Source organism: Pseudomonas gorinensis, from assembly GCF_042015035.1.
Lineage (GTDB): Bacteria > Pseudomonadota > Gammaproteobacteria > Pseudomonadales > Pseudomonadaceae > Aquipseudomonas > Aquipseudomonas gorinensis.
In genome coordinates this window covers 1,598,767-1,621,031 of record NZ_CP167125.1, presented here as the reverse complement: position 1 = coordinate 1,621,031, position 22,265 = coordinate 1,598,767, and the positions used below count along the sequence as shown (strand labels likewise).

General features: G+C 60.9%; 16 protein-coding genes. 4 read left to right on the top strand and 12 right to left on the bottom strand.

Annotation, left to right across the window (positions count from 1 at the left end):
• Nucleotides 1-38 precede the first annotated feature (38 nt).
• Complete coding sequence (locus AB7933_RS07320) at nt 39-1,457, bottom strand: amino acid permease (protein ID WP_024073666.1); 1,419 nt, start codon at nt 1,455-1,457, stop codon at nt 39-41.
• A gap of 446 nt (nt 1,458-1,903) precedes the next feature.
• On the opposite strand from AB7933_RS07320, the gene AB7933_RS07315 reads away from it, so the two are divergent.
• A complete protein-coding gene (locus tag AB7933_RS07315) occupies nt 1,904-7,126 on the top strand; it encodes a hypothetical protein (RefSeq protein WP_024073665.1) in 5,223 nt (1,740 codons plus the stop codon).
• 82 nt (nt 7,127-7,208) lie between these two features.
• Nucleotides 7,209-10,286 (top strand): transglycosylase domain-containing protein, encoded by a 3,078-nt coding sequence (locus AB7933_RS07310; RefSeq protein ID WP_024073664.1) that lies wholly within the window; start codon nt 7,209-7,211, stop codon nt 10,284-10,286.
• On the opposite strand, the gene AB7933_RS07305 is transcribed toward AB7933_RS07310, so the two are convergent.
• From AB7933_RS07305 to AB7933_RS07285, 5 genes are all read right to left on the bottom strand, one after another.
• A complete protein-coding gene (locus AB7933_RS07305) occupies nt 10,283-10,765 on the bottom strand; it encodes a CS1 type fimbrial major subunit (RefSeq protein ID WP_024073663.1) in 483 nt (160 codons plus the stop codon). The two genes, AB7933_RS07310 and AB7933_RS07305, sit on opposite strands and share 4 nt — an antisense overlap.
• 5 nt (nt 10,766-10,770) lie before the next feature.
• Complete coding sequence (locus tag AB7933_RS07300) at nt 10,771-11,529, bottom strand: p pilus assembly chaperone (RefSeq protein WP_024073662.1); 759 nt, start codon at nt 11,527-11,529, stop codon at nt 10,771-10,773.
• A gap of 40 nt (nt 11,530-11,569) precedes the next feature.
• The gene (locus AB7933_RS07295) at nt 11,570-12,823 is read right to left on the bottom strand and encodes a hypothetical protein (protein ID WP_024073661.1); all 1,254 of its coding nucleotides are present in this window, start codon (nt 12,821-12,823) and stop codon (nt 11,570-11,572) included.
• Nucleotides 12,824-12,854: 31 nt separating this feature from the next.
• Nucleotides 12,855-15,374: a CS1-pili formation C-terminal domain-containing protein gene (locus tag AB7933_RS07290; protein WP_024073660.1), complete on the bottom strand. Its 2,520-nt coding sequence runs from the start codon at nt 15,372-15,374 to the stop codon at nt 12,855-12,857.
• Nucleotides 15,375-15,492: 118 nt separating this feature from the next.
• Nucleotides 15,493-15,990 (bottom strand): CS1 type fimbrial major subunit, encoded by a 498-nt coding sequence (locus AB7933_RS07285; RefSeq protein ID WP_024073659.1) that lies wholly within the window; start codon nt 15,988-15,990, stop codon nt 15,493-15,495.
• A gap of 459 nt (nt 15,991-16,449) precedes the next feature.
• Between AB7933_RS07285 and AB7933_RS07280 the strand changes: the two genes are divergently transcribed.
• Nucleotides 16,450-17,001, top strand: coding sequence for a PadR family transcriptional regulator (locus AB7933_RS07280; RefSeq protein WP_024073658.1), 552 nt, complete (start codon nt 16,450-16,452; stop codon nt 16,999-17,001).
• Complete coding sequence (locus AB7933_RS07275; protein ID WP_024073657.1) at nt 16,998-17,765, top strand: siderophore-interacting protein; 768 nt, start codon at nt 16,998-17,000, stop codon at nt 17,763-17,765. The genes AB7933_RS07280 and AB7933_RS07275 overlap by 4 nt, the downstream gene beginning before the upstream one ends.
• Before the next feature lie 123 nt (nt 17,766-17,888).
• On the opposite strand, the gene AB7933_RS07270 is transcribed toward AB7933_RS07275, so the two are convergent.
• The 6 genes from AB7933_RS07270 to AB7933_RS07245 all read right to left on the bottom strand — a co-directional run bounded on the left by AB7933_RS07270 (nt 17,889) and on the right by AB7933_RS07245 (nt 22,250).
• The gene (locus AB7933_RS07270) at nt 17,889-18,854 is read right to left on the bottom strand and encodes a fimbrial protein (protein WP_024073656.1); all 966 of its coding nucleotides are present in this window, start codon (nt 18,852-18,854) and stop codon (nt 17,889-17,891) included.
• Nucleotides 18,855-19,020: 166 nt separating this feature from the next.
• Nucleotides 19,021-19,992: a fimbrial protein gene (locus AB7933_RS07265; RefSeq protein WP_041161109.1), complete on the bottom strand. Its 972-nt coding sequence runs from the start codon at nt 19,990-19,992 to the stop codon at nt 19,021-19,023.
• Between the two features lie 124 nt (nt 19,993-20,116).
• Nucleotides 20,117-20,665: a fimbrial protein gene (locus AB7933_RS07260; RefSeq protein ID WP_024073654.1), complete on the bottom strand. Its 549-nt coding sequence runs from the start codon at nt 20,663-20,665 to the stop codon at nt 20,117-20,119.
• A gap of 11 nt (nt 20,666-20,676) precedes the next feature.
• Entirely contained in the window at nt 20,677-21,156 is a 480-nt protein-coding gene (locus AB7933_RS07255) for a fimbrial protein (protein WP_024073653.1), read from the bottom strand.
• Nucleotides 21,157-21,169: 13 nt separating this feature from the next.
• Nucleotides 21,170-21,664 (bottom strand): fimbrial protein, encoded by a 495-nt coding sequence (locus tag AB7933_RS07250; protein ID WP_024073652.1) that lies wholly within the window; start codon nt 21,662-21,664, stop codon nt 21,170-21,172.
• A 10-nt stretch (nt 21,665-21,674) separates the two neighbouring features.
• Entirely contained in the window at nt 21,675-22,250 is a 576-nt protein-coding gene (locus AB7933_RS07245; protein WP_024073651.1) for a fimbrial protein, read from the bottom strand.
• Between the last annotated feature and the right edge of the window lie 15 nt (nt 22,251-22,265).

The following is a 22,265-nucleotide window of genomic DNA, read 5'->3' as shown; positions in this document are numbered from 1 at the left end:
GGCTGCCCCTGGACAATGACCCCGCCCGGATCACGCGGTTAAACCGGGCGGACCTCACTCTGGGCCGTCTGCGTCGGCTGCAACTTGAACACGTAGAACAACACCGTCAGCACGAGCAGGAACACCGGCCCCACGTACAGCGCGATACGGGTCTGGGGGAAGTACGCCATCAGGCCCACCACCAGCACCAGGAACGCCAACGCCAGGTACGAACTGACCGGGTACAGCCACATGCGGTATTTCAGACCGGCCTGTTCCGACGGGCTCAGGCGTTTACGGAACGTAAGCTGCGCCAACAGGATCATCACCCACGTCCAGATCGCGCCGAACGTGGCGATGGAGGTCACCCAGACGAAGACTTTTTCCGGCACCAGGTAATTGAGCAACACACCCAGCAGCAGTGCGCCGATCGACAGCAGCAATGCGCGACGCGGTACGCCGTTGCTGGAGGTGCTGGCGAAGGTCGCCGGGGCCTGGCCATTCTGCGCCAGGCTGTAGAGCATGCGCCCGGTGCTGAAGATGCCACCGTTGCAGGACGACAGCGCCGCGGTGATCACCACGAAGTTGATGATGCCGGCGGCGGTCTTGATGCCCAGGCGCTCGAAGGTCATCACGAACGGGCTGCCCTGGGTGCCGATTTCATTCCAGGGGTAGATCGACAGGATCACGAACAATGCGCCGACGTAGAACAACAGGATGCGCCAGAACACCGAACCGATGGCATTCGGAATAGTCTTCTGCGGGTTCTTCGCTTCGCCGGCGGTGAGGCCGATCATTTCCACCCCCAGGTAGGCGAACATCACCATTTGCAGGGACATCAACACCCCCTGCACACCGTTGGGCATGAAGCCGCCATGGGCCCACAGGTTGGAAATGCCCAGCGCCACGCCGTCATTGCCGAAGCCGAACGCAATGATGCCGACACCGCCGATCACCATCGCAATGATGGTGACGATCTTGATCAGGGCGAACCAGAACTCGAACTCGCCGAACGCCTTGACCGCGATCAGGTTGATGGCGCCCATGCTGATCAAGGCCGCCAGGGCCCAGATCCAGCGTGGGGTGTCGGGAAACCACACGCCCATGTACACCGCCACCGCGGTGATCTCGGCGACACAGGTCACCAGCCACAGGAACCAGTAGTTCCAGCCGGTAAGGAAGCCTGCCAACGGGCCGAGATAATCCTGGGCATAACGGCTGAAAGAACCCGCGACAGGGTTGTGCACCGCCATTTCACCGAGGGCGCGCATGATCACTAGGATCGCCAGGCCACCAATGATGTAGGAAAGCATGATTGCCGGGCCGGCCATTTCAATGGCCTTGGCCGAGCCTAAAAACAACCCGACACCGATGCAGGCGCCGAGGGCCATCAGGCGGATATGCCGTTCGCCCAATTCACGTTTGAGCGGACCGCCCTGAGCGGTCTCGCCATGGGGCAGGTGGTTGCCAACTGGCATAGGGGTACAACCTCGTCTTGTTATTGGATTGAGTCACCGAGTGCACGACGTCACGACGGGTTTGCCATGACGCCATCACACCGGGCGCGCCTCGTGGGCGAACGCGTCTGGTCGGGCCAGATCGGTGGGGGGGCAGTATAAAAAGCTCAACCCAGTTTTTTTCACTCTATAAACGACAAGATTCAGCGGGAAGTCGCGGCAAAAGCGCTTTTTACCCAGTGCTTTTGCTTGAGGAGCGAATCCTGGCCGTCCGGAAACGGCGGCGAGTATTGCACAGCAATGGTGCACAGTCATGCCTCTGCCCCTGTCAAACCCGGCATCGATAAAACCCGGCTCCTCACACTGACAACACCGAACCCGACCACAGGCAAACCGGAACCTTCGCGATATCCAGCCCGGCGCCGGCCCTTCACGATGGCGACTCACAATTGCCAGGAAGGCACACCATGCAAGACATCCTCGAGGTATTCAGGCAGGGCCAGGCACAACGCCAGGCAGCCGACCGTAGCCTGATGGCCGAGTTGATCCACCACCTGAAAAATGCCCGCACGACCCCCGTGGAGGTACCCGCCCACTCATCACTGGGTTGCTGGCTGCGGCTCTACCAGCAAACGCTCGACCGCCCGAACGTGCGCACGCGACTGCCACTGGACCTGGCCAGCCTGGGCGTGGAACGCGACGCCACCCAGCTGAAATTGCCGGCGCAACAGGTGCTGAATTTCTACGGTTACCCCCATCCCCGGCATCGCGGGCAACGGATGGTCATCGCCCAGGCCCTGGACCAACTGGACACCTTCGCCCACCCCAGGTCGGGCCTGAACGATCAGCTCAAGCGACTGGACCAGGACCTGCGCCAGATCGCCGACCGCCTGGAGGGTTTGATCGACGATGAAGATTTCAGCCTGTATTCCTCCTACAAGACCTACTTCAAGCTCGACTCCGGTTCGTTTTGGGCCACCCATCAGCAAACCGGTGCAGCCCTGCTCGACACCCTGACCACTACACCGGCATTTCTGGCCCTGGGCCTGGTGCAGGGCCTGCAACCCGGCGCGTATACATTCGATCCCGCCACGCGGCGCCTCAGCGGCAAGAACGCCTGGGGCACGCTGGTGGATATCGGTGTGGAACACTTGGTGAAGCTGCCCGAAGAAGCCGGGCTGAGTTCGTTGATCAGTGTCGCCGAACAACTCGGCACCTTCGTCCACCAGAGCGGCCTGTTCAGCCTCGCCCAACTGCTGAGGTGCCACGACTTGCCGGTGCCCGACACCCCGGAAGAGGCCCGCACACTGGTCAACACGCTACGCCAGTCGACGCCGCTGGCGATACTGCCGGTCAACGACCTCGCCGACTCCGACCTCGCGCTGATGCAGCACCTGCAATGGCTGGCCATGGACCAGGACCGCGACATCATGGCCGTGGGGTTGGCGGGCCTGATCGATGGCCAACCCAGCGACGCCCTTATCGATACCGCCAGCGTGGAACTGACCCCCGCCCGCAACTCCAGCGTGCTTCACCCAGGTGTCATGCGCCACCCGGCCATCACTGCCGGTCCCGCCTGTGGCCCCTTCACCCTCGAACAGCTGTTGCAGCATCACCAGTTCGACCCGCCGGACACGGCCGGCGACGCTCAGGACACCCTGCAAAGCCTGCGAATGAACCTGCCCCGACGCTCCCTCTACGGCGATTACCATGCACTGCTCAGCACCACGGCGCCGTCCCCGGTACGGCTGAATACCGAAGCACGAGAAACGATTGTGCAACGCGTCAACCACGGGCAACCGGAGAACGCCCCACGCCTGCTCGACAGGCTGTGCGGCACGCTGCTGAACGACAAAAGCACTGACGAGGTGCGTCGGCAGGCCGACGCCCTGCTCTCCCACCTGTTGAGCCTCGAGCCTGCGCGTCGGTTGGGCCAGCAACTGATCGAGGCGCTGCACTGGTATGGCCAGCACCCGGACGAATCAGCCAGCCAGACAAGCCTTGGCCTGCTGGTGCTGAGCGCGCTGATCCTCGACCTGGACCCTGGGGCCGGCAACGGCGGTTACACACTGGCCGGTTTCAACCTGGCCGCCGACACGCACTGGGGTCACTCCCCTGTCGATCTGCGCCGCGACCTGGAGCTGCACCTGGTGCGCACCTGTAAAGTCTCGAGCGCCGCCGCGCCACTGGCGGCCCATCTGTTGCTGGCCGGCGTCGCGCCGGAGTTTCTGGTGCAGGCGCTGCCCATGACCCTACGCTATCGCACCTCGATCACCTGGATGACCTTCAGGCAGGGCGTGATGATGGCGCAGGCGCTGGCGCCCGGTTCAACGCAGCACATGACCTACGATGACATGATCGCCCTGGCGTCCCAGCCGCCCGCGACCCTCCAGCAACAGCAGTGGCGCGACTACACCGCCACCAGCACGCTACTGGACTGGGCCATCGCCCAGGGCGAACTGCCCGAGCGCGAGAATGGGCACTACCTGGTGGACGAAATCACGGCCCTGAAAAGACGCCTCACTCAGCGCCTGCAGGCCTTGAAAGATGCGCTGATCACCTTCGCCAGCGAGCTGCCCACCCGTCGCGGCATTGCCCTGGCCGACCTGGAAAAGGTCTTTCCAGGGCAACCGATGCTGGACACGGCCTGCCTATGGCGCCCCGTCGCGCCGATCGCCGGCAGCAGCCTACGCTTCCCAATGCATCATCACGACCGCAGCAACTACAGCCTGCATTCTCTGCTGGAGTTGCACCTGGATGGCCTGCTGGACGACACCCGTTGGCAGTCCATCAACCCTGAGGTGGACCTGGCGAAACTGCGTCAATCGTTTGGGCGCCTGGGCGACATCAATCAGCGCTTCGACGACGCCTTCGGTGCCTATATCGAGCGCATGAAGGAGGCCTACAGCGCCACGATTGAAGACCTGCTGGCGCAATTGCCCCTGGCCGACCGCTTGCATCTGCAACAGGCTGACTTGCAGCTGCTGATACTGAAAAAAGAACCAGGCAAGGATCTCGTGCTACTCAGCCCGGAGCAGGAAATCGCCCGCATTGGCCGCATGGGCGTGATCCTGCGCGGCACCTCCCCCACCACGGTGTGCGAATACGAGCTTTTCCCGCTGTTGAACCGCGCACTCAAGCGCCGTGGCCCGCCCCTGGTATTCAATGAGGGAGGCACGCCGATACCGGTGACCACCGGCGGCGCCCACTCGACCCGTCCGATCACCACACTGATGCAGGGCAATGAGCTGCCCCTGGACTGGGAGGCGTACGCGACCGGACGCCAGCCCAGGCCGGGAGTGCGCTCCAAGGTCATCGTCCACACATTGTGGTCGCGCCGTTCGACACCTGCCGACCCGCTCGTGTTGGCACCGCTCACCTACGGTTCAACGGTCAATCGCGCCATTGCCCAAGCCATCGTGCAACAGCATTTCTTCCTCGAAGTCGATGCCTTGCGTCGGCAAGCACGGGGATCGACACAGCGCGAACACATTCAACAACGCTGGGACCGCGTGCTGGACCGTCTCAAATCCCTGGTACCCTTTTGGTCCTGCAGCCAAGACATCGCCTCCAGAGACACCCGCCGGATGATCGATGGAAGTTATGCGTGCTTTATCGACCTGCTGACGATGCTGTTCCCCACCCAGCGCTATCTCAAGGCCTCGTTGGCGGTCTTGAAAAGGACGATGCCCCTGCCGATCAAGCTGCTCCAACTAGGTCGCTTGAGCACGGCCTTTCTCCATAGCGTCTTGAACCCCCTGGATGGCCTTCCCGGCCTCTACCGGCTGGCCCGTAACGGCCTGATCCAGCTCAGCGTCGACGCACGCCGCATCCTCGATACGGCCATTGGGCAAGTTCAACGCCTGGTAGCCGACATCCCGCTGCTCGATCACCTGAAACTGCTGGCCCGCGCCGACATTGGCAGCGGTTCGCTGTTGCACACCAGCGACCTGGTACGCCTCAACGCCATCCTGCACAAAAACCGCTGGCACGCCTGCCATCCCTTCAGCGCCAAGCCCTATGGCCCTGCGGTGGATAACTTCCGGCTGGACAGCGCCCTCGGCGTGACCCCAATGCACACCAGCAACGGGTATGAGGCGCTGGTGACCGACCGTCTATTCGGGACTCAGCCCCTGCTCATCCCACGCTCCGACGCCACCGACCTGTTGCACGGCAACACCGTGCGGCGCCTCGATCACCGCGCCCCCACCCACTTGGACGACCTGGCATCACCGGCCTACTTCAAGGCCGCGGACGGTTTCGACAGCACCTGTGCCGCCACTCGAACCAAACGCAGCCCGATCCCGTTGATCTGCTTCACCAAGAAGCTCGCGGCGTTCAATAGCTCGATCCATCAGCGCAGGGCCCAGGCCATCGAGCACATCCGCCTGATACCCGCGCCCGCCGTCGGCCCCGACAAACGTAAACTGGTGTACAACCGCAGGCTGTATGAGGCAACGCCCCAGGTGCTCGATTTCGAAATGACGCCGGTGGCCATGAACGCACCGCTGGCTTATAAAGCCCAGGTAAACGGGCGACTCATAGAAAATGAACCGCAATTTGGCCTGCCCATCAATCAAGTGGACAATCTGCTCACCCGCGACACCCGGGTAGTCGAACTGGAGGGGCTGGTTGACGCTGTCGATGACCGCCGGACCCTGCGCGCACTGGTGATCGACCTCAACCCTCCGGGGGCAGCGCCCAGGTCGCGAACGGTAGTGGAGGCCGATGCCGGCGTCTTCTACGACGTCATCGCCATCGATCCAGCCCCGTCGCTGCGGCTCGATCGCCTGGACTTCAGCCTGGGCGGCGTACACGAGCAACTGATCAGAGCGTACTGCAAACGTAAGCTCGACTATCTGAGCGCCGGTGGTTTTATCCAAAGCCGCCCCCTGGTCAACCTGCCAACCCTGGAAGTGCTGTACTCGCAGTTGAGCAAACGCAATTTCACGCCTGAAAAAATTGCACTCCTTCGCGCACAAGCCAGCCAGTTACGGGTGATAAAGCAGCGCGAACTGCTGCTGAACGCCAGCGACGAAGGCCGGCGCCTGGGGATGAGCGTGGCGGTCGAACCGATACGGCTGCAAACCTGGGCACCTTACGCGCCTCAATCGGGGCACACGCTGAACCAGTACCTCGCCACACAGGCCCATACCCACACCGTGGCCCTGCTTCAAAGTACCGGTATCGGGCCGTCCAATGTCGTCGGAGTCGGCGCGGGAGAAATGGCGCGCCTGGATATCGCTGAATCCGTGGTGATGTGGCAGTACAGCCGGGTGGGCCAGCCCAACTTTACGGAGGTGATCCTCAGGACCGGCGCGGGCAATTGCGACCAGATGGCCCACGTTGCGACGGAGCTGATCCGGCTCAACGGCGGCGCCGCGCGGGTATGGGGTATGACGCCACCCGCCCATGCGTTCGTGGTCGTGGGTACACCGCCGCCAACACTGGCGCCCACGGTGGATTTCAGTGAGGCCGCCTGGACGGACCTGTGGATCTGCGATCCATGGGCGGGGATAGTGAGCCCTGCCAGGGATTACATGGCGCAGCTCACGATCAAAATGCACACTTGGTATCTTCAGGACATGTCCATATTTTTCAATGACCGAGGCACCTATCGCTGGGTCCAGGCCCACGACCGCGGCTGGCTGACCTTGTTGCGCACCGCCCTGAAACGCCCACAGACCTGACTGGACAATATTTTCACGCCGCGCCAGCAGCGACTAAGCTTCAACCAAGTCCGATCAATCTGCGTGAATGGATCAATCGACTATGGGCGCTTTATGGCAAACCGATTCGAAACCCGCTGTGGCACACGCCGACAGCGCGGATCAACCGCCATTGCCACGAAGCCCCCGCTTGCACAGCATGTGGTGGCGAGTGGCATGGCTGGTACTGCTGCTCGCGCTGGTGGCCCTGGCCTGGGCCGCCAACCAGGAAATGCGCACCTCGCGCCTGCAAGCCGAATACCTGAGTTCGTTTGCGGCATCGCTGACCTATCGCGTGGAGCCCGGCCCCAGCGATGCGGTTGTTTATCCGGGGGACGGGCCGTTTGACCGGCGCCTGGGTTACAGCGCCCTCGATGAATTCCTACCGCGCCTGCTCAAGCACAATTACCTGGTCCAGGCGCAGGCGCGTTTTTCCCCGGCGTTAATGGACTACGCCCGACACGGGCTGTTCGTACCCTACGCGGAAAAAGTCCAGGCCGGCCTGAGCATCACTGACTGTCGCGGCACGCCGCTGTACGCCTTCACCTACCCGCAACAGCTCTACCCCAGCTTCGCCGCGGTCCCGCCGCTGGTGGTGCAAGCGCTGTTGTTTATCGAGGACCGTGACCTGCTCGATCCCCGGCAACCCCTGGCCAACCCGGCGGTGGACTGGCCGCGTTTCGCCAAGGCCGCCTGGTCGCAGGTGGCCAAACTCCTGCATTTGCCTGGGCAAACCGCGGGGGGGAGCACCTTGGCCACGCAACTGGAAAAGTATCGTCATTCACCCGATGGCCTGACGTTGTCGGGCGGCGAAAAAATCCGCCAGATGATTTCCGCCAGTGTCCGCGCCTATCAGCCAGGGCCAAACACCCTGGGCAGCCGGCAGAATATCGTGCGCGACTACCTCAACAGCGTGCCGCTGTCGGCCGTGCCGGGCCATGGCGAAGTACATGGCATGGCCGAAGGCCTGCGGGTGTGGTACGGCGCCGACTTCAACCAGGTCAATGCCCTGCTGGCCGGCAACGCACCGCAAGACCTGGCCAAAAAAGGCTTGGCGCTGCGCCAGGTACTGTCGCTGATGATCGCCCAGCGTCGACCCTCGCATTATTTGACCAAGGGCCGCGAGGAGCTGGCGCAACTGACCGACAGCCATATCCGCCTGCTGGCGCAGAACAACGTGATCGATCCGGCGCTGGCCAAGGCCGCCCTCGCCAGCCACGTCACCTATCGCGACTGGCAGCAGCAACCGACGATCCAACCGGTCGAGACCAACAAAGCGATCAACGTCGCTCGCAGCCGTCTCGCCACCTTGCTCAACCGCCCGCTGTATGACCTCGACCGCCTTGACCTGGCCGCCTCCAGCACCCTTGACTACGCCCTGCAAACCCAGGCCACCGACTACCTCAAGCACTTGGCCGACCCGGTATTCGCCGGGCAAACGGGCCTGCTCGGCCCGCGTTTGCTCACCCCGCAAAGTACGCCCCAGGTGCGCTACAGCTTCACCCTGTTCGAACTGACACCCGATGGCGCGCGCGTGCGGGTGCAAACCGACAACACCGATCAACCGTTCGACATCAACGAAGGCAGCAAGCTGGAGTTGGGCTCCACCGCCAAGCTGCGGGTGCTGACCACTTACCTGCAAATTATCACCGAACTGCATGATCGCTACCGCGCACAGACACCCGCCGAGTTGAAAAAAGTCACGGTCCCCGAGCAAGACCCACTCTCCCGCTGGGCCCTGGACTACCTGATCCGCAACACTGACCGCGACCTGTCGAAAATGCTCGACGCCGCCCTCGACCGCACCTACTCGGCCAACCCCGGCGAGGCGTTCTTCACCGGCGGCGGCCTGCACCGTTTCCATAACTTTCGCAACGAAGACAACGGCCGCACCCCGACCCTGCGCGATGCCCTGCGCGAGTCGATCAACCTGCCCTTCATTCGCCTGATGCGCGACCTGGTGCGCTACACCACCTACTCCGGCGAAGACAACAGCGCGCGCTTGCTCAAAGACGACAACGACCCGCGCCGCCAGGAATACCTGGCCAGGTTCGCCGACCACGAAGGTACGGCGTTCCTGCTCAAGTTCTGGAAAAAGTACCGCAACAAAGACACCCAGTCGCGCCTCGACACCTTCATGGACAGCCTGCACCCCACCGCGATCCGCCTGGCCGCCGTGCACCGCTACCTGATGCCCCAGGCCAGCCAGGAAAGCTTCAACAGCTTCGTGCGCGCACACCTGAAAAGCATCAAGACCACCGACAAGCTCACCGACGAACGCCTGGCCACGCTCTACCAAAGCTACGGCCCCGGCGCCTACGATCTGCCGGACCAAGGCTACATCGCCAAGGTGCACCCGCTGGACCTGTGGCTGCTGGGCTACCTGCTCAACCACCCGGACGCGACCTTCAGCGAGATCGTCAAGGCCAGCGAATTCGAGCGCCAGGAAGTCTATAGCTGGCTGTTCAAGAGCCGGCACCAAAGCGCGCGGGACAGCCGCATCCGCACCATGCTGGAAATCGAAGCGTTCCTGGAGATACATGAGCGCTGGCGAGCCGTGGGCTATCCGTTCGACCACCTGGTGCCATCGCTGGCCACCGCCATCGGCAGCTCCGGCGACCGCCCCGCCGCCCTCGCCGAACTGATGGGCATCATCCTCAACGACGGCGTACGCCTGCCGGTGCTGCGTATCGACAGCCTGCGCTTTGCCGAGGGCACGCCGTATGAAACCTACGTGGTCAACGACCCGAACCGTGGCAAGCGCGTAATGCCCAGTGAAGTGGCCACCGCCTTGCGCGGCGCGTTGTCACAAGTGGTGGACGCCGGCACGGCCAAGCGCGTGGCCGGCAGTTTCACCCTGGCCGACGGCACGCCGCTGGCCATGGGCGGCAAGACCGGTACCGGCGATAACCGTATCGAAGCCATGGGCAGCGGCGGCCGGATCCTGAGCTCAAAATCCATCAACCGCACCGCGACCTTTGTGTTTTACATCGGTGAGCATCACTTCGGCACCCTCACCGCCTTTGTGCCCGGCGCTTCGGCGCAGCACTTCACGTTTACCTCGGCGCTGCCCGTGCAGGTGCTCAAGGGCATGGCGCCGATCCTGATGCCCTATTTGCAACCGGGTGGGCACACGCCCTAAGGCGCCAGGAAGTCGAACATCAGGTGTACGGTGCCGTAATAGCTGCCGCCCTGGTAACCGTCGTCGGGCTGTATCGCCGCGATCTCCAGCTCGGCGCGCGTGCCTGTCCTGGCCACCTCGGCGCCGACCACTTCGGTGCTGTCCAGCGTCAGCGGAACCTGATTGAACATCACCTGCAGGTCGATACGGTGTCGCCCGCTGTGCAGATAGGGCGTATCCAGCAACCGTGCGGCCACACCGCCACTGAGGTTCTTGACGTCGAAGTGCTTGCGCAAGCGACTGAGCTGCGAGGTGACCAGGTTCCAGGCCAGCTCTTGCTCCTGGCCCATCCAGTTGGACTCCGAGGGCAGCACATAAGCGTCGCGCACCGGAATGGTTACCGACACGTCGAAGCTATGGCGTTCCTGAATAAAAGACGCCCACGCCACGGGGACTGTCGGCAAGGTCAGAAGGACAAGGGTTGTCAGTTGCTTGAGCATCGTATTCACCCATTAACCTTGACCGTCATCGACTGTTTCTGCTGCCCTTCAATCATTTGAAAGCTGTATTGACGATCGGGTTTCTTTTCGAACGTCAAGCGCCGGCCAGGCAGAATGTGGTGCTTGGTAGTGGGCGCGCAATCGCTGGCCCGAGCGATGGCGCAGTCGCGAAATTCGTCCAGCACCACCACGCTGTTGCCTGCGTTGTGCAACCGGTACTCGCTGGCGGTCTCGTCGACCTGCGTGTCGAAACGCGTCTGTTTGGGGCGCACGAAAAACACCGTGCCATAACCCGCCATCACGTTCACGCCCGCCGCCAGGTTGTTTTTATAGTCGGCGCGTTCCTGCTCGGTCACAGCAAAATCGTCTTCCTTTTGCGGGACCACCGGAATGAACCGCACCCGAAAGTAACGCTCCTTATCCCGCTCCCCTCTATACAACAGCCGGGTGCCCTGGCGGCCACCGGCGGGCACGATCAACCGCGCAGGGCTGGCCATCAAGCCATCGCGCCCAGTGGTGTTGCCCTGAGCATCGGCCAGGGACGGGAGGGCGACTTCCTGGGAAGTGCCATCGGCGTTGTAGAGGATTTCCAGCACATCCACCTTCACGAACGCGGTGCTGGTTCCCCCATTGAATACCCGCTTGAGAAAGGAACTGCGATCCGCCTCCAGATAGTCATACACCACCCCGACATTGATCATCGGCCCCGCATGGGCCTTGACGGACAACAGCAACACACCGATCCACAACACTGCATGCTTCATTTCAACGACGCCTCATAAATGGACTGTAGGAATAACGGCCCTACACCTGGGAATCCCAAATCACGGTGACGACACCCGAATAGGTGGTGCCGGGATGTTCAAGCATCTGGCTCACATTCGCCCGGTCCACTTCAAAATGCAGAATGGCGGGCCGATCGTTGACGTACTGCAACGGCTGGAACAGTTCGGTGCCGCTGCCATCCAGGCGCAATGGCCGTTTGTTCACCGCTTGGTCGTGACCATCCTGCAGGCCATAGGGCAGGCTCACGGCAACCTGCAAGGGCACTTCGTCGCCATTGCCGTTACGCAGGCCGCAGGTGTTGCCGATTACCAGCGAGCACTCCATCTGCATTTTGAAACGCGAGGACGCCGACAGGCGGAACGTCTGGTCCCGGTACAGCCTGTCCGGCCGGCGGCCAGCATTGAGCCAGGCTTGCCAGCCGCCCTGGGGCAACAGTTCGATACGGTTGCCTCCCGGCGGAATATCGACTTTGAGTTGGTGCTCAACGCTCAGGGTGAAGTTGAAGGTGGCGACTGTGTCGCCGGGTTTCATGATGTCGCCGAAGTCAAAATCCCCACCCGGCCCCATGGAATAGGTGAGTGAACCACGGTACTCCCCCGTATTCATCGTCAGCGGGTTGGGGGTCTTGAGTTCGTAGGCGTACTCCAGGTGCGTATAGGTGAACCACGGAATTTCGGTGCCGTTTTTTACGCTGCAAGCCCCCGCGCCCTCCGGCACGATCCAGAAAAACAACGCAAAGTTGTTGCCTGCTGCCAAATAGTTTATCGGCTGGCACGGCTCCGGGGCGCCATACCAGTAAGTGGACCAACCGGGCGTCTCGGCCGTCATAAACGCGGACACACCCGGCGGACGTGGCAGATTCCAGCGCGCGCCGACACCGGCGATACGCATCTGTACGGTTTCCACCTCGCCGGTACCCACATGGGTCACTTGCAGATCACGCCATTCGGAAGGCACTTTGAAATAGGCGCCCTGACGTGGATCGGTGGGATTGGCCAGAATCGGCCCACTGGAACTGGCGCTAAAGCCAGTATTGCGGATGCCGAAAATGTTTAACGCCCTGCATTTGGGAATAGCCGGGGGATGCCAGGCGCACACGCCGCCTTCCGGGGTGGTGTTTTTAAACTTGTTGCTCATCGGGTTGGAGGGATCCGGACGAAACACCGCCGTCACCTCTTCGACGAAGGCGAGCGCCAATGGGCTTGAAAACACCAGGGCCAACGCCAATGCACTCGGCGCTGAGGTTTTTTTCAGGGTTGTGAATAGGCTCATAGAAATTCCACTGGCAGTGTCTGGGTCGCCATCAACCGGCGGTTGCGCCCTGAAGAGTGGCGTCGGCAAGTGAATCGGGCGTGCAACGCAGGTCACCGATCATCAACACATCGTTTTCGGCAGGCGTGTTATTCGGGTCCAGGCGGAACCGGCATAACAACTGGCTCTGGTAACGCACTTCCAGGGTCGGCGCGCTGGTGGTCATTTCCATGGAAAAAAAACCGTCCACTTCGCTGACGCCTCGGCTGGCGTGGTTGATCACCTGATGCCCCTTGAGCGGCGTGCCGTGGGCGTCCAACAGGCGACCCAACACGCTGACGGTTTTCATCACCGTGACTTTGCGGTAATCCACGCCGCCCTTGTTCAAGTGATAAGCGGAGCGCGCCGGTTGGATATTGGCCGCCGGTGGGTGGTTGCCCTCGAAATCGAAACTCAGGCTGCTGCTTCGGTAGGCGGATACCGGCATGTAGTTACGCCCTGGACGCAGAAGCGTGCCGCCACCGTTCAGGTCATCGGCCCGTATGGCAATATCGTCCAGGTCGGTTTCGACATCGACGATCATGCCCGCACCGTTGCCCTGGTATTGATTGCTCAACACCATTTTGCCGGCACCGGCCACAAGGGTGCTGTTCAGGTTCAGGCCACCGGTGAGCTCATCATTGAAGGAGCTGCGCTGGATAAAACCATCGCCGCCGATTGAATCGGTACTGAAACTGGCCATGCCTGAAAGGCCCACACCATAGGTGTCGGTGATGGCGGTGGCGGACACGCTCTGCAGCACATGATCGGTGAGATCCTGTCGGACGGTGACCGACGCGTTGTTATCACGCCCACCGTCGCGGGCCGTGCGGGTACCGACGCTGCCGGAAATCTGCCGGCCATCGCTGCCCAGCGCCAGGCTCAGGGTGATATCCACCCCCCGGTTGCGCTGTTCGTTCGTGGCACTGGAACCAGGACGATCAAATACCGCAAAGCGCCAGTTGGCATCACTGCCCAGCAGTGTGTCGCGGCGACTCCAGCCCAGGTCCAGGCCGGCGCCTTCGACGTTGCCTTCGCTGTAGGCCATGCGCACATTCAGCGTGTTTTTTTCATCGACACGGTGGTTCACCGACAGCGCCGTATTACTGGCCTCACCGACGAAGGTGTTGCGCCGTAAACGCGTGCCGTCCGGCAGGGTTTCGAAGGTATCGCGGGTATCCAGCCAGCTGCGATTGTGGCTGAACACCAGGTTGGTGGCGCCGAAGGTATACAGGCCCTGCAAGTCCAGCCCCGTGCCATGGTCCTGGGTTTTGTAGAGGTTCGCATAGACGCTGGAGTAGTTGGAGAGGGTCCAGTCTATCGAACCACCGTATTGCAATTGCTCACGCACCTCGCGAGCCGACAACCCGAGAATGACCCGTGGATGCAGCAGGTAGTTGACCGACGCGCCCGTGGTCAGCGCACCCGAGGCCTGGTCGTCCCAATTGCTGAACAGTTTGGTTTCGCGCCCGGCAAAGACGTTATAGCGCCAACGGTCTTCGACGTTGCGCCAATTACTCGGCTTATAGACCAGCTCTTGGGTGGTGCCGACGGTCAAGCCGTCTTCGATCATGCGGACCTCCACCTCATATATCCCGCCCGGTAAAGGCCGCGTATCCAGCGTCTGCAAACCGGCGGCCACCGCCTGGGTATTGATCAACAGACCATTACGATAAATCTCGACGGCCGCCTGGCGGTTCGCGGTGACGTAGATCGGGTAAACGCTGGGCCTGGCGCTGTTGATGGCCAGGCTGTCGGAACTGCCATACATCACGCCCAGCGCGGTGTCCGGACTGGCGCCGAAGGTGCGCAACTGGCGGGTAAGCCCATCGGAATTGGGTGTGAAGTGGCCCAGGCGCAGGAAGCGCCCTTCCAGCTCACGCTGGGTATATAGCTCATGGATGGCATGGCGCAGGTGCTCTTCGTCGCCGCTCTGACGTGCCACTTGCAGGTTGAACATCTGGGTCCAGTTGCCCAGGCTGGAACTGGCCTGCAGGCCGTAGCGCCCACCGATATCCTGGCTCTGCCCGCCATTGAGGTTGAGCTGGTTGTTGAGTATCAAACCCCGACTGCCATCCACGGGCAGTTCGTAAAAGCGCGGGGCTGTCCCATCGCGCTCCACGTTTTGGGTAATGATCGACAGCTGGGAGCTTTCCAGGCTGTAGAACGCCGACACCAGTTGCTGCGGGCATGACTGAGTGCATGCGCCCAAGGCAATGCCTTGTTCCAGAATCGCTTGCCAGGTGTCACGAGTTGCCGCGGCCACCGGGCTGCCCTGCGTGTCGGTAAACTCAAGCAGTGTCACGCGATCGTCTTTAGACAGAACGATCAACGCCTCGCCCAACAGTTGCTGATCAAGCTCCACGCGTACCGCCAGCGGAACCTCAAAAAAATGCTCGGTAAAACCCGCTGGCAAGCCTTGGGCCTGGGCGACCAGACTGCCGGGCGCCATGGCGGGCGTGGCCGGCGCCGCCAAGGCGCCCGTGCAAATCAATAGCGCAAGGGCAACCGCGATGGGTGTCATCGGGAACATGGACGGATACTCTAATTACCAGATTGCAAGGCAAAAACAGGCCGGCCAGACCGGGGAATATCGGCCGACCTGTAAACCATCACCTGCGAGCACGGAACTCAGCAGGCCCCCGTCACCTTCAAGGGCCTACAGGCAGTACCGCGTCAAACACCAATGGCATGACGCTGGTGTAGGCACCACGCTGGCTGGCGCCAGGCTTGGCTGCTGCAATACGCAACTCAGCGCCGATGCCCGGTGTGGAGTCGGCATCATTGACCACTTCCTGGGGGGTGCCGGTGAGGGTGACGCCGTTCAGGGTCGTGGTCAGCGGGATGTTCTGGGTGGTATCACCGTTGAACAGCACGGCCGGGCCACCTTCGATGTAGGCATGGATGGAACCGTTGGTATTACGCATGTCGTAAATCGCGCTCAGCGGTGCCAGCTCACCGCTCACCAGGTTGTAGTTCATGGTTTCGTCGCGGCCCCAGTTGGGGTCACGTGGCTGAACGTGGAACACGGTCGTCGGGATGTTGGCCTTGAGGGTGACGGTATGGCTCGCCTCGCCCGCCGCGAAGGTGACTGAAGCACTCATCGCCATAACAGCCAGAGGAACGGAAAGTGCAAACTTCTTGAACATAGCAAGTTACCTGTTATTCAAATTAGGACTACCAACATCAAATGTTTTTTTGAAATCGGCATATTCCCCCCAAGAGCATTAGTTGGGGAGAGAAGATCATCCACGGAGTTGAAACACAAGTAAGCAGTCTACTTCCCATGAAGGCGTAGCCCAAGCCAGACGCCACTCGATAGAAAAACATGGCACTTAGCCAAAACTTAAAACTCAACTGTAGGAACAAGACTACTTGCTAAGTACATGTGGGCAAACTGGAGAAACTTACAATACAAGAATTACGATATTAAGCCAAAAAGCATTAACTTATTCAACCGGGTCAACGACCTGAATAATGACTCTAATAATAACTTTTAGCCCAGAATGCCAACGCTGGCCGTGCAAGCGTGAACCGTCGGTCGCGAAGGCTTGCACGGGCTAAAGATATATCTTACGTTGTATCTTAAGACAACAGAGGGTATCCCCATGAGAGAGCATCACCCCCACCACCGCGAACCCCATGAGCACGGTGACGGCTTCGAGAAACGCCCCGGCCGCGAACGCGGCGGACGTGGCCCCCGCGTCTTCGCCCCCGGCGACTTGAAACTGCTGCTGCTGGCCCTGATCGCCGAGCAGCCGTGCCATGGCTATGACCTGATCCGCCAGATCGAAACCATGTTCGACGGCGCCTACAGCCCCAGCCCAGGCGTGATCTACCCGACCTTGACCTTCCTTGAAGAAAGCGAGCTGGTCAGCGGCGACGCCGAAGGTGGAAAAAAACGCTACACCATCACCGACGCCGGTCGTCTTTCTTTAAATGAGCAGGCCGTGGCGCTGGAGGGCGTGCGCATGCGCATTGATGTGAGCAAGCGTTCGCTGCGCGGCCATGATCGACCGGCACAGATCCACGAAGCGGTGCACAACCTGCGCCACGCCTTGCAACTGCACCACGGGCGCTGGACCCCGGAAGAAATCGTACGTGTCGCGGCACTGCTCAACGGCACCGCTCAAGCCATCGCAGACGGAAAAAACCAATGAATACGCAAACCATCCATCGCGTCAGCCACGAAATCAAACGCCGTCGCCTGCAAGTGTTGCGGGTGGTGGATATCACCCCGCGCATGCGGCGTATCACCCTGGGCGGGCCTGAGCTGGCAGGTTTTGTGAGCCTGGGCGCCGATGACCATATCAAGCTGCTGTTCCCGCAGAACGCCGCCGAACAAGCCGCGCTGGAAAGTCCCACTTTCAACGTCAAGGGCGATGGCCCGCAACCGGCCATGCGCGACTACACGCCCCGGAGTTTTGACTCGAGCATCGGCGAGCTGGATATCGACTTCGTGCTGCACGGCGATGGCCCGGCGTCCACTTGGGCCGAGCAGGTACAGGTCGGCCAGCACCTGTACATCGGCGGGCCACGGGGTTCGTTGATCGTGCCGGATATCTTCGACAGCTACTTGTTGATCGGTGATGAAACCGCGATCCCGGCTATCGCAAGGCGCCTGGAAGAATTGCCGGCGGGCCGCAAGGTGCTGGCGGTAATCGAAATCGACAACACTGCAGAACAACAAGCGTTGCACAGTGCTGCCGATGTGGAGGTGATTTGGGTGATACGCGGCCAGGATGACCTGCTCGATACGGTGCGCAACCTGACCCTGCCGGGCGGCTCGCTGTACAGTTTTGTCGCGACCGAAACCAAGCTGTCGCGCCAGGTACGTCGGGTGCTGCTGGACACGCATCACGTCGATGAGGCGTACCTCAAGGCAGTCGGTTATTGGCGCGCCGACGGCAGCGACGAAGTGTGAAGCAAGGGTGAAGCTCGATAACGTTTCATGCCCCATCACCGTCGATGTGCCCCTGCGGCATTCACGGAACGGAATGCCAAAGCCACCGGCGTGGGTCACCGGTGGCTTTGGCCTTGCCGTGGATCACGGCACCCCCATCACGAGTACGCCGCTGCCACTGATGGCTCCAGCGGCAGGCAGCGACCCGGCCCGCCGAACGAGCGTAAACGTCACATCGTCCCCGCCCACGCTGTTGGTAATACGGGTCAGGAACGAACCACCGACTTGCACCGCAGAACCGCCACGAACCAGGGCAGTGCCCACGTCCGCATTGGTCATCCTGAGAAGCCGTGTATCAAACGCCGATGGGGTGCCTTTGTAGCTGATGGTGATCGGTGTGTTGATGCCGCCATCCGGGCATGAATAGGTGAGCCGACGGTCCCTGCGAATGGTGGTTGTCAGTGGGTCGGTGCCGATTGCGCGCTGGTGGACGTTGCCGAAGTCTATGTCGATTGGATTGTTATTGTTGATCGTGCACGTGGATGGGGAGACGGTGAAGTTGTTGGCAGCGTTGTAGGTAATGTTGATCCTGCCTGTGCTTGAGTTGTAGTTATTGGTGACAGTGAGATGCAGGCGTCCGAGATTATCGCCTATTCGAATATCGAGCGGATTGGACGGACTGTTGCGCACCAGAATATAAGGCGTGATATCGATCGGATAACCCGTAATGTTGTCAGGCAGCGTAGTGACCCGTATTCCACTCGGGATAGGGATATTTCGGTACGCTCCATTGATTCGTAAACCGGCCCCTTCGCCGCTGAATTTGATGCCCGGTATCCAGGGCGTGCCCGTTGAACTGCCCGTTGACCAGTAGTCCTGTCGTGAAGACGGGCTTTGCGAGCCTCGGGAAAATCTGCATTCAAGCCGTGCACCTTCCAACATGATCCTCGTACGATCTGCGGCCAGGGTAACTGTAACCGGGACCTGCAGGGGGAGTTCCCCGACTATCACCCGCCACGAGCCTCCATTCACACGGCATTCAGCAGCCTTCACGCTCGTAGCCCCCGCCATAAACATAAGGAGCGCTGTGGTTCCACAGAGTCGTTTCATTTTGACCTCTCGTTGTTTCTATACTCAAACGCCGTCCATGGAACATCTGTCCGGGCTTTAAGCAGCCCGGAAGGGATTTGAAGTTTGACGAAGGCTGTTTTCAGCCTATGAATGAAGGCTCACAAGTGCGCGAGTCCAGCGTAAAAACACCTGACCTCTTCGTGGCTCACGGCACCCCCATCACGAGTACGCCGGTGCCACTTATGGCTCCAGCGGCAGGCAGCGACCCGGCTCGCCGAACGAGCGTAAACGTCACATCGTCACCGCCCCCGCTGTTGGTAATACGGGTCAGGAACGAACCGCCGACCTGCACCGCAGAACCGCCACGAACCAGGGCAGTGCCCACGTCCGGATTGCTCATCCTGAGGAGCCGTGTATCAAACGCCGATGGGGTGCCTTTGTAGCTGATGGTGATCGGTGTGTTGATGCCGCCATCCGGGCATGAGTAGGTGAGCCGGCGGTCCCTGCGAATGGTGGTTGTCAGTGGGTCGGTGCCGATTGCGCGCTGGTGGACGTTGCCGAAGTCTATGTCGATTGGATTGTTATTGTTGATCGTGCACGTGGATGGGGAGATGGAGAAGTTGTTGGCGGCAGTGTAGGTCAGGGCAAGCGCTGCGCTGCCGGTATTATAATTGTTTGTCTGCTCAAGATTTAACCCTCCGAGGACATCGCCTATTCGAACATCAATAGGGTTCGTTGGGCTGTTGCGTACCAGAATATAGGGCGTGACATCGACCGGGTAACCCACGCCGTTATTAGGCATGGTCGTCATGCGGATACCGTTCGGCACCGGAGAGTTATAGTGGGTCCCATTGATGCGCAAGCCGGTGCCTTCGCGAGTGAATTTTGGGCCGGGCACCCACGCGGGGCCGACTCTTGCCGACGTTGCCCAGTAATCCGTATACCAGGGTTGGCTACCACCAAAGCCAGAGAACCGGCACTCCAGCCTCACCCCTTCAAGCACGATGCGGGTTCTGTCCGCCCCCAGTCGGACGGTGACGGGAACTCGCAGGTTTAGCGTCCCGCCGGCCCCTACAAATGTCCACACCCCGCCGTTCACTCGGCAATCAGTTGCTCTCACGGTCGTCGCAACACCCATCAGTATAAGAAGCCCCATGACTCCATATAGTCGTTTCATGTTGATCTCTCGTCGTTTCTCTACCCAAACGCTGCCCGCAGGACATCGGTCCATGCCTTGGCCGTCCAGAAGGGATTTGAAGTTTGGCTAAGGTCATTTCCAGCCTACGGATGACGATTCACACCTACGGATAGTCCAGGGTAAAAGTCGAGGTCACCCGGTACGCACCATGCCCGATGGTTTGATCCCTGATGGCCTTAGGCTCACCCTGCACATAGGCCTTGAGTTCAATCACGTTGCTGCCATTACTCAGCCGCTGTTCGTCACTGACGGTGTTCAGGGGCAAAGGCTTGTTGCTCGGCGTCTCTAAACCGATCCCGATACCGGAGGCACCACTTCCACCATCCAGCGCGAACAATCCGGGGAGCTCGGCGTTTTCTCTGCCGCCAAATGTGATGGTGACCGTGTTGCCAATCGTGGTGTCGCAGTCCTCCAGGTGCAGCTTGAACCCCCGGCCCTGTGTACGTGTGTTGATATAAAGGTGCTTGCTGGTAACGTCCCAGAGTTCCAGCGTGATGGCCTCATCACCCGGACGGATCGTGCAGGCCTCTTCAACCAGATTGCCCTTGAACCTCAGGTTGTCCGCCGCATGCCCCTGGGGCATCAGGCCCAAGGTCAGCAGTAATACCAGCCCGGCACATGGCCAAGCCCTATGAACGCGTTCATGTCCCATGGACTCAGCTCCTACTCGTATTCAGCCAATAGCGTGGCCACCGCGGCAAACCTTGCGGGAAGCAGGGTCGCGCCGGGCTGTTTGACAGGCACCACTTCCAATACCGGCGGTGACGACAGGCTGATATCCAATGGCGTATTGAGTTGAAATGGCAGGTTGTTCTGATAAATCCGAATGCCCAACGCCGGCACACTGGTCTGCACCGCTGAGCGGTCATAAGCCGTTGCCGTACCGTTGACACTCAGCTTCAGTTGCCAGGGAAGCGTGTCGGCGCCACAGCTGATGGTGTAACCCACCCCTCTGCGGTATTTCACCCCGTCGACCCGCTTTATTCCGACATCGCCAAAATCGACTTCAATCGTGTTGCCCGCATCAATCGTGCACGGCGGGGGCTCATTCAGCGTTCCGCTGAACGTCAGGTTGGCCGATGCACCACTGCAAAGGCCGAGCGACCACAAGGCGAGCAACGCTCGCTGCTGCCAACATGTCATTGATCGTTTCTCTTCATTGGTAATCGACCACAAGAGTGGCAGCCGCATCGAATGCCCCTCCCGTCAGTTTGCTGCCCGCGCGTTTGACGGGGACCGCCTGCACGACCGGAACGTTGGGGTAGGTAAAGTTCACGGCGGTATTCAGCGGCCAGTCAGCGCCGTTGACGAACAGCTTGACCCCCAGGTCCGCCTTGCGGGTCACGAGCACACGATTGTCGAACGCAGCCCCGGTGCCCTTGAGCTCCAGCGTCAACGCGTTGCTGAAGGGCGAGTCGCACCTGACGGTGTAAGGCACATTCCGGCGATAGTTCACGCCGTCGATCCTCGACGTCAGCAGGTCATTGCCAAACGGCACATTGAGCGTACTGCCGCTGTTGATCACACACGGTGGCGGCGCGATGATGGTCGCGCGGATGGTCAAACTGGTGTCAGCTTGCACACCCTGGCCAAGCGCCCATAGCAGCCCAGCACCGATAAGAATGGCCCACGGGCCGGTTGCGGTTGCCATCGTTCTCCCCCTACTCATAATTGAGCCTGAAATCCACCACGGCCCTGAATGCCCCGCTGCTCAGCGGCGCGGGAGTGCGGGTGGGCTGTACATGCCAGGTCTGGGTGTTACCGCCCAGGGGCAAGAACAAAGGTTCGCCCCTTGACCCCAGCTGCACGTCACGCCCCAGTGCATCGGTCAGCCGCAGCCCCATCCCGGTGATACCTTGCACTTTGACCAGCCGGGGGTCATCGGCATCGGCGGGCGCGAGGAACGCCACCGACAGTACGGGTTGAAAGGCACTCCATGTCAGGTTCCCCGTCCGTTCATTACGGATGCTGCCGGCGGTGCGGTGGCAGTCGGTAAAACGCAGTTGAAATGCCACGGGAGTGGCCTGATCGCCGGGGCGTTGCAACCGGCTGGTCGACACAGCGCCCAGATCAATCGTTTGATGCAGTGATGTCATCTCCAGGCTGCAGGGCGTTTCATGCATGGCCCCGGAGATGTTCAGCATTCCATTCATGCCTTCGACATCATCCGCGGCGTGCACGCCCCCCACAAAGGCCAGCAACAGGCCACCCAAGGCCTTCACAGTGTGCGACTTCATGACGTTCTCCGGCAG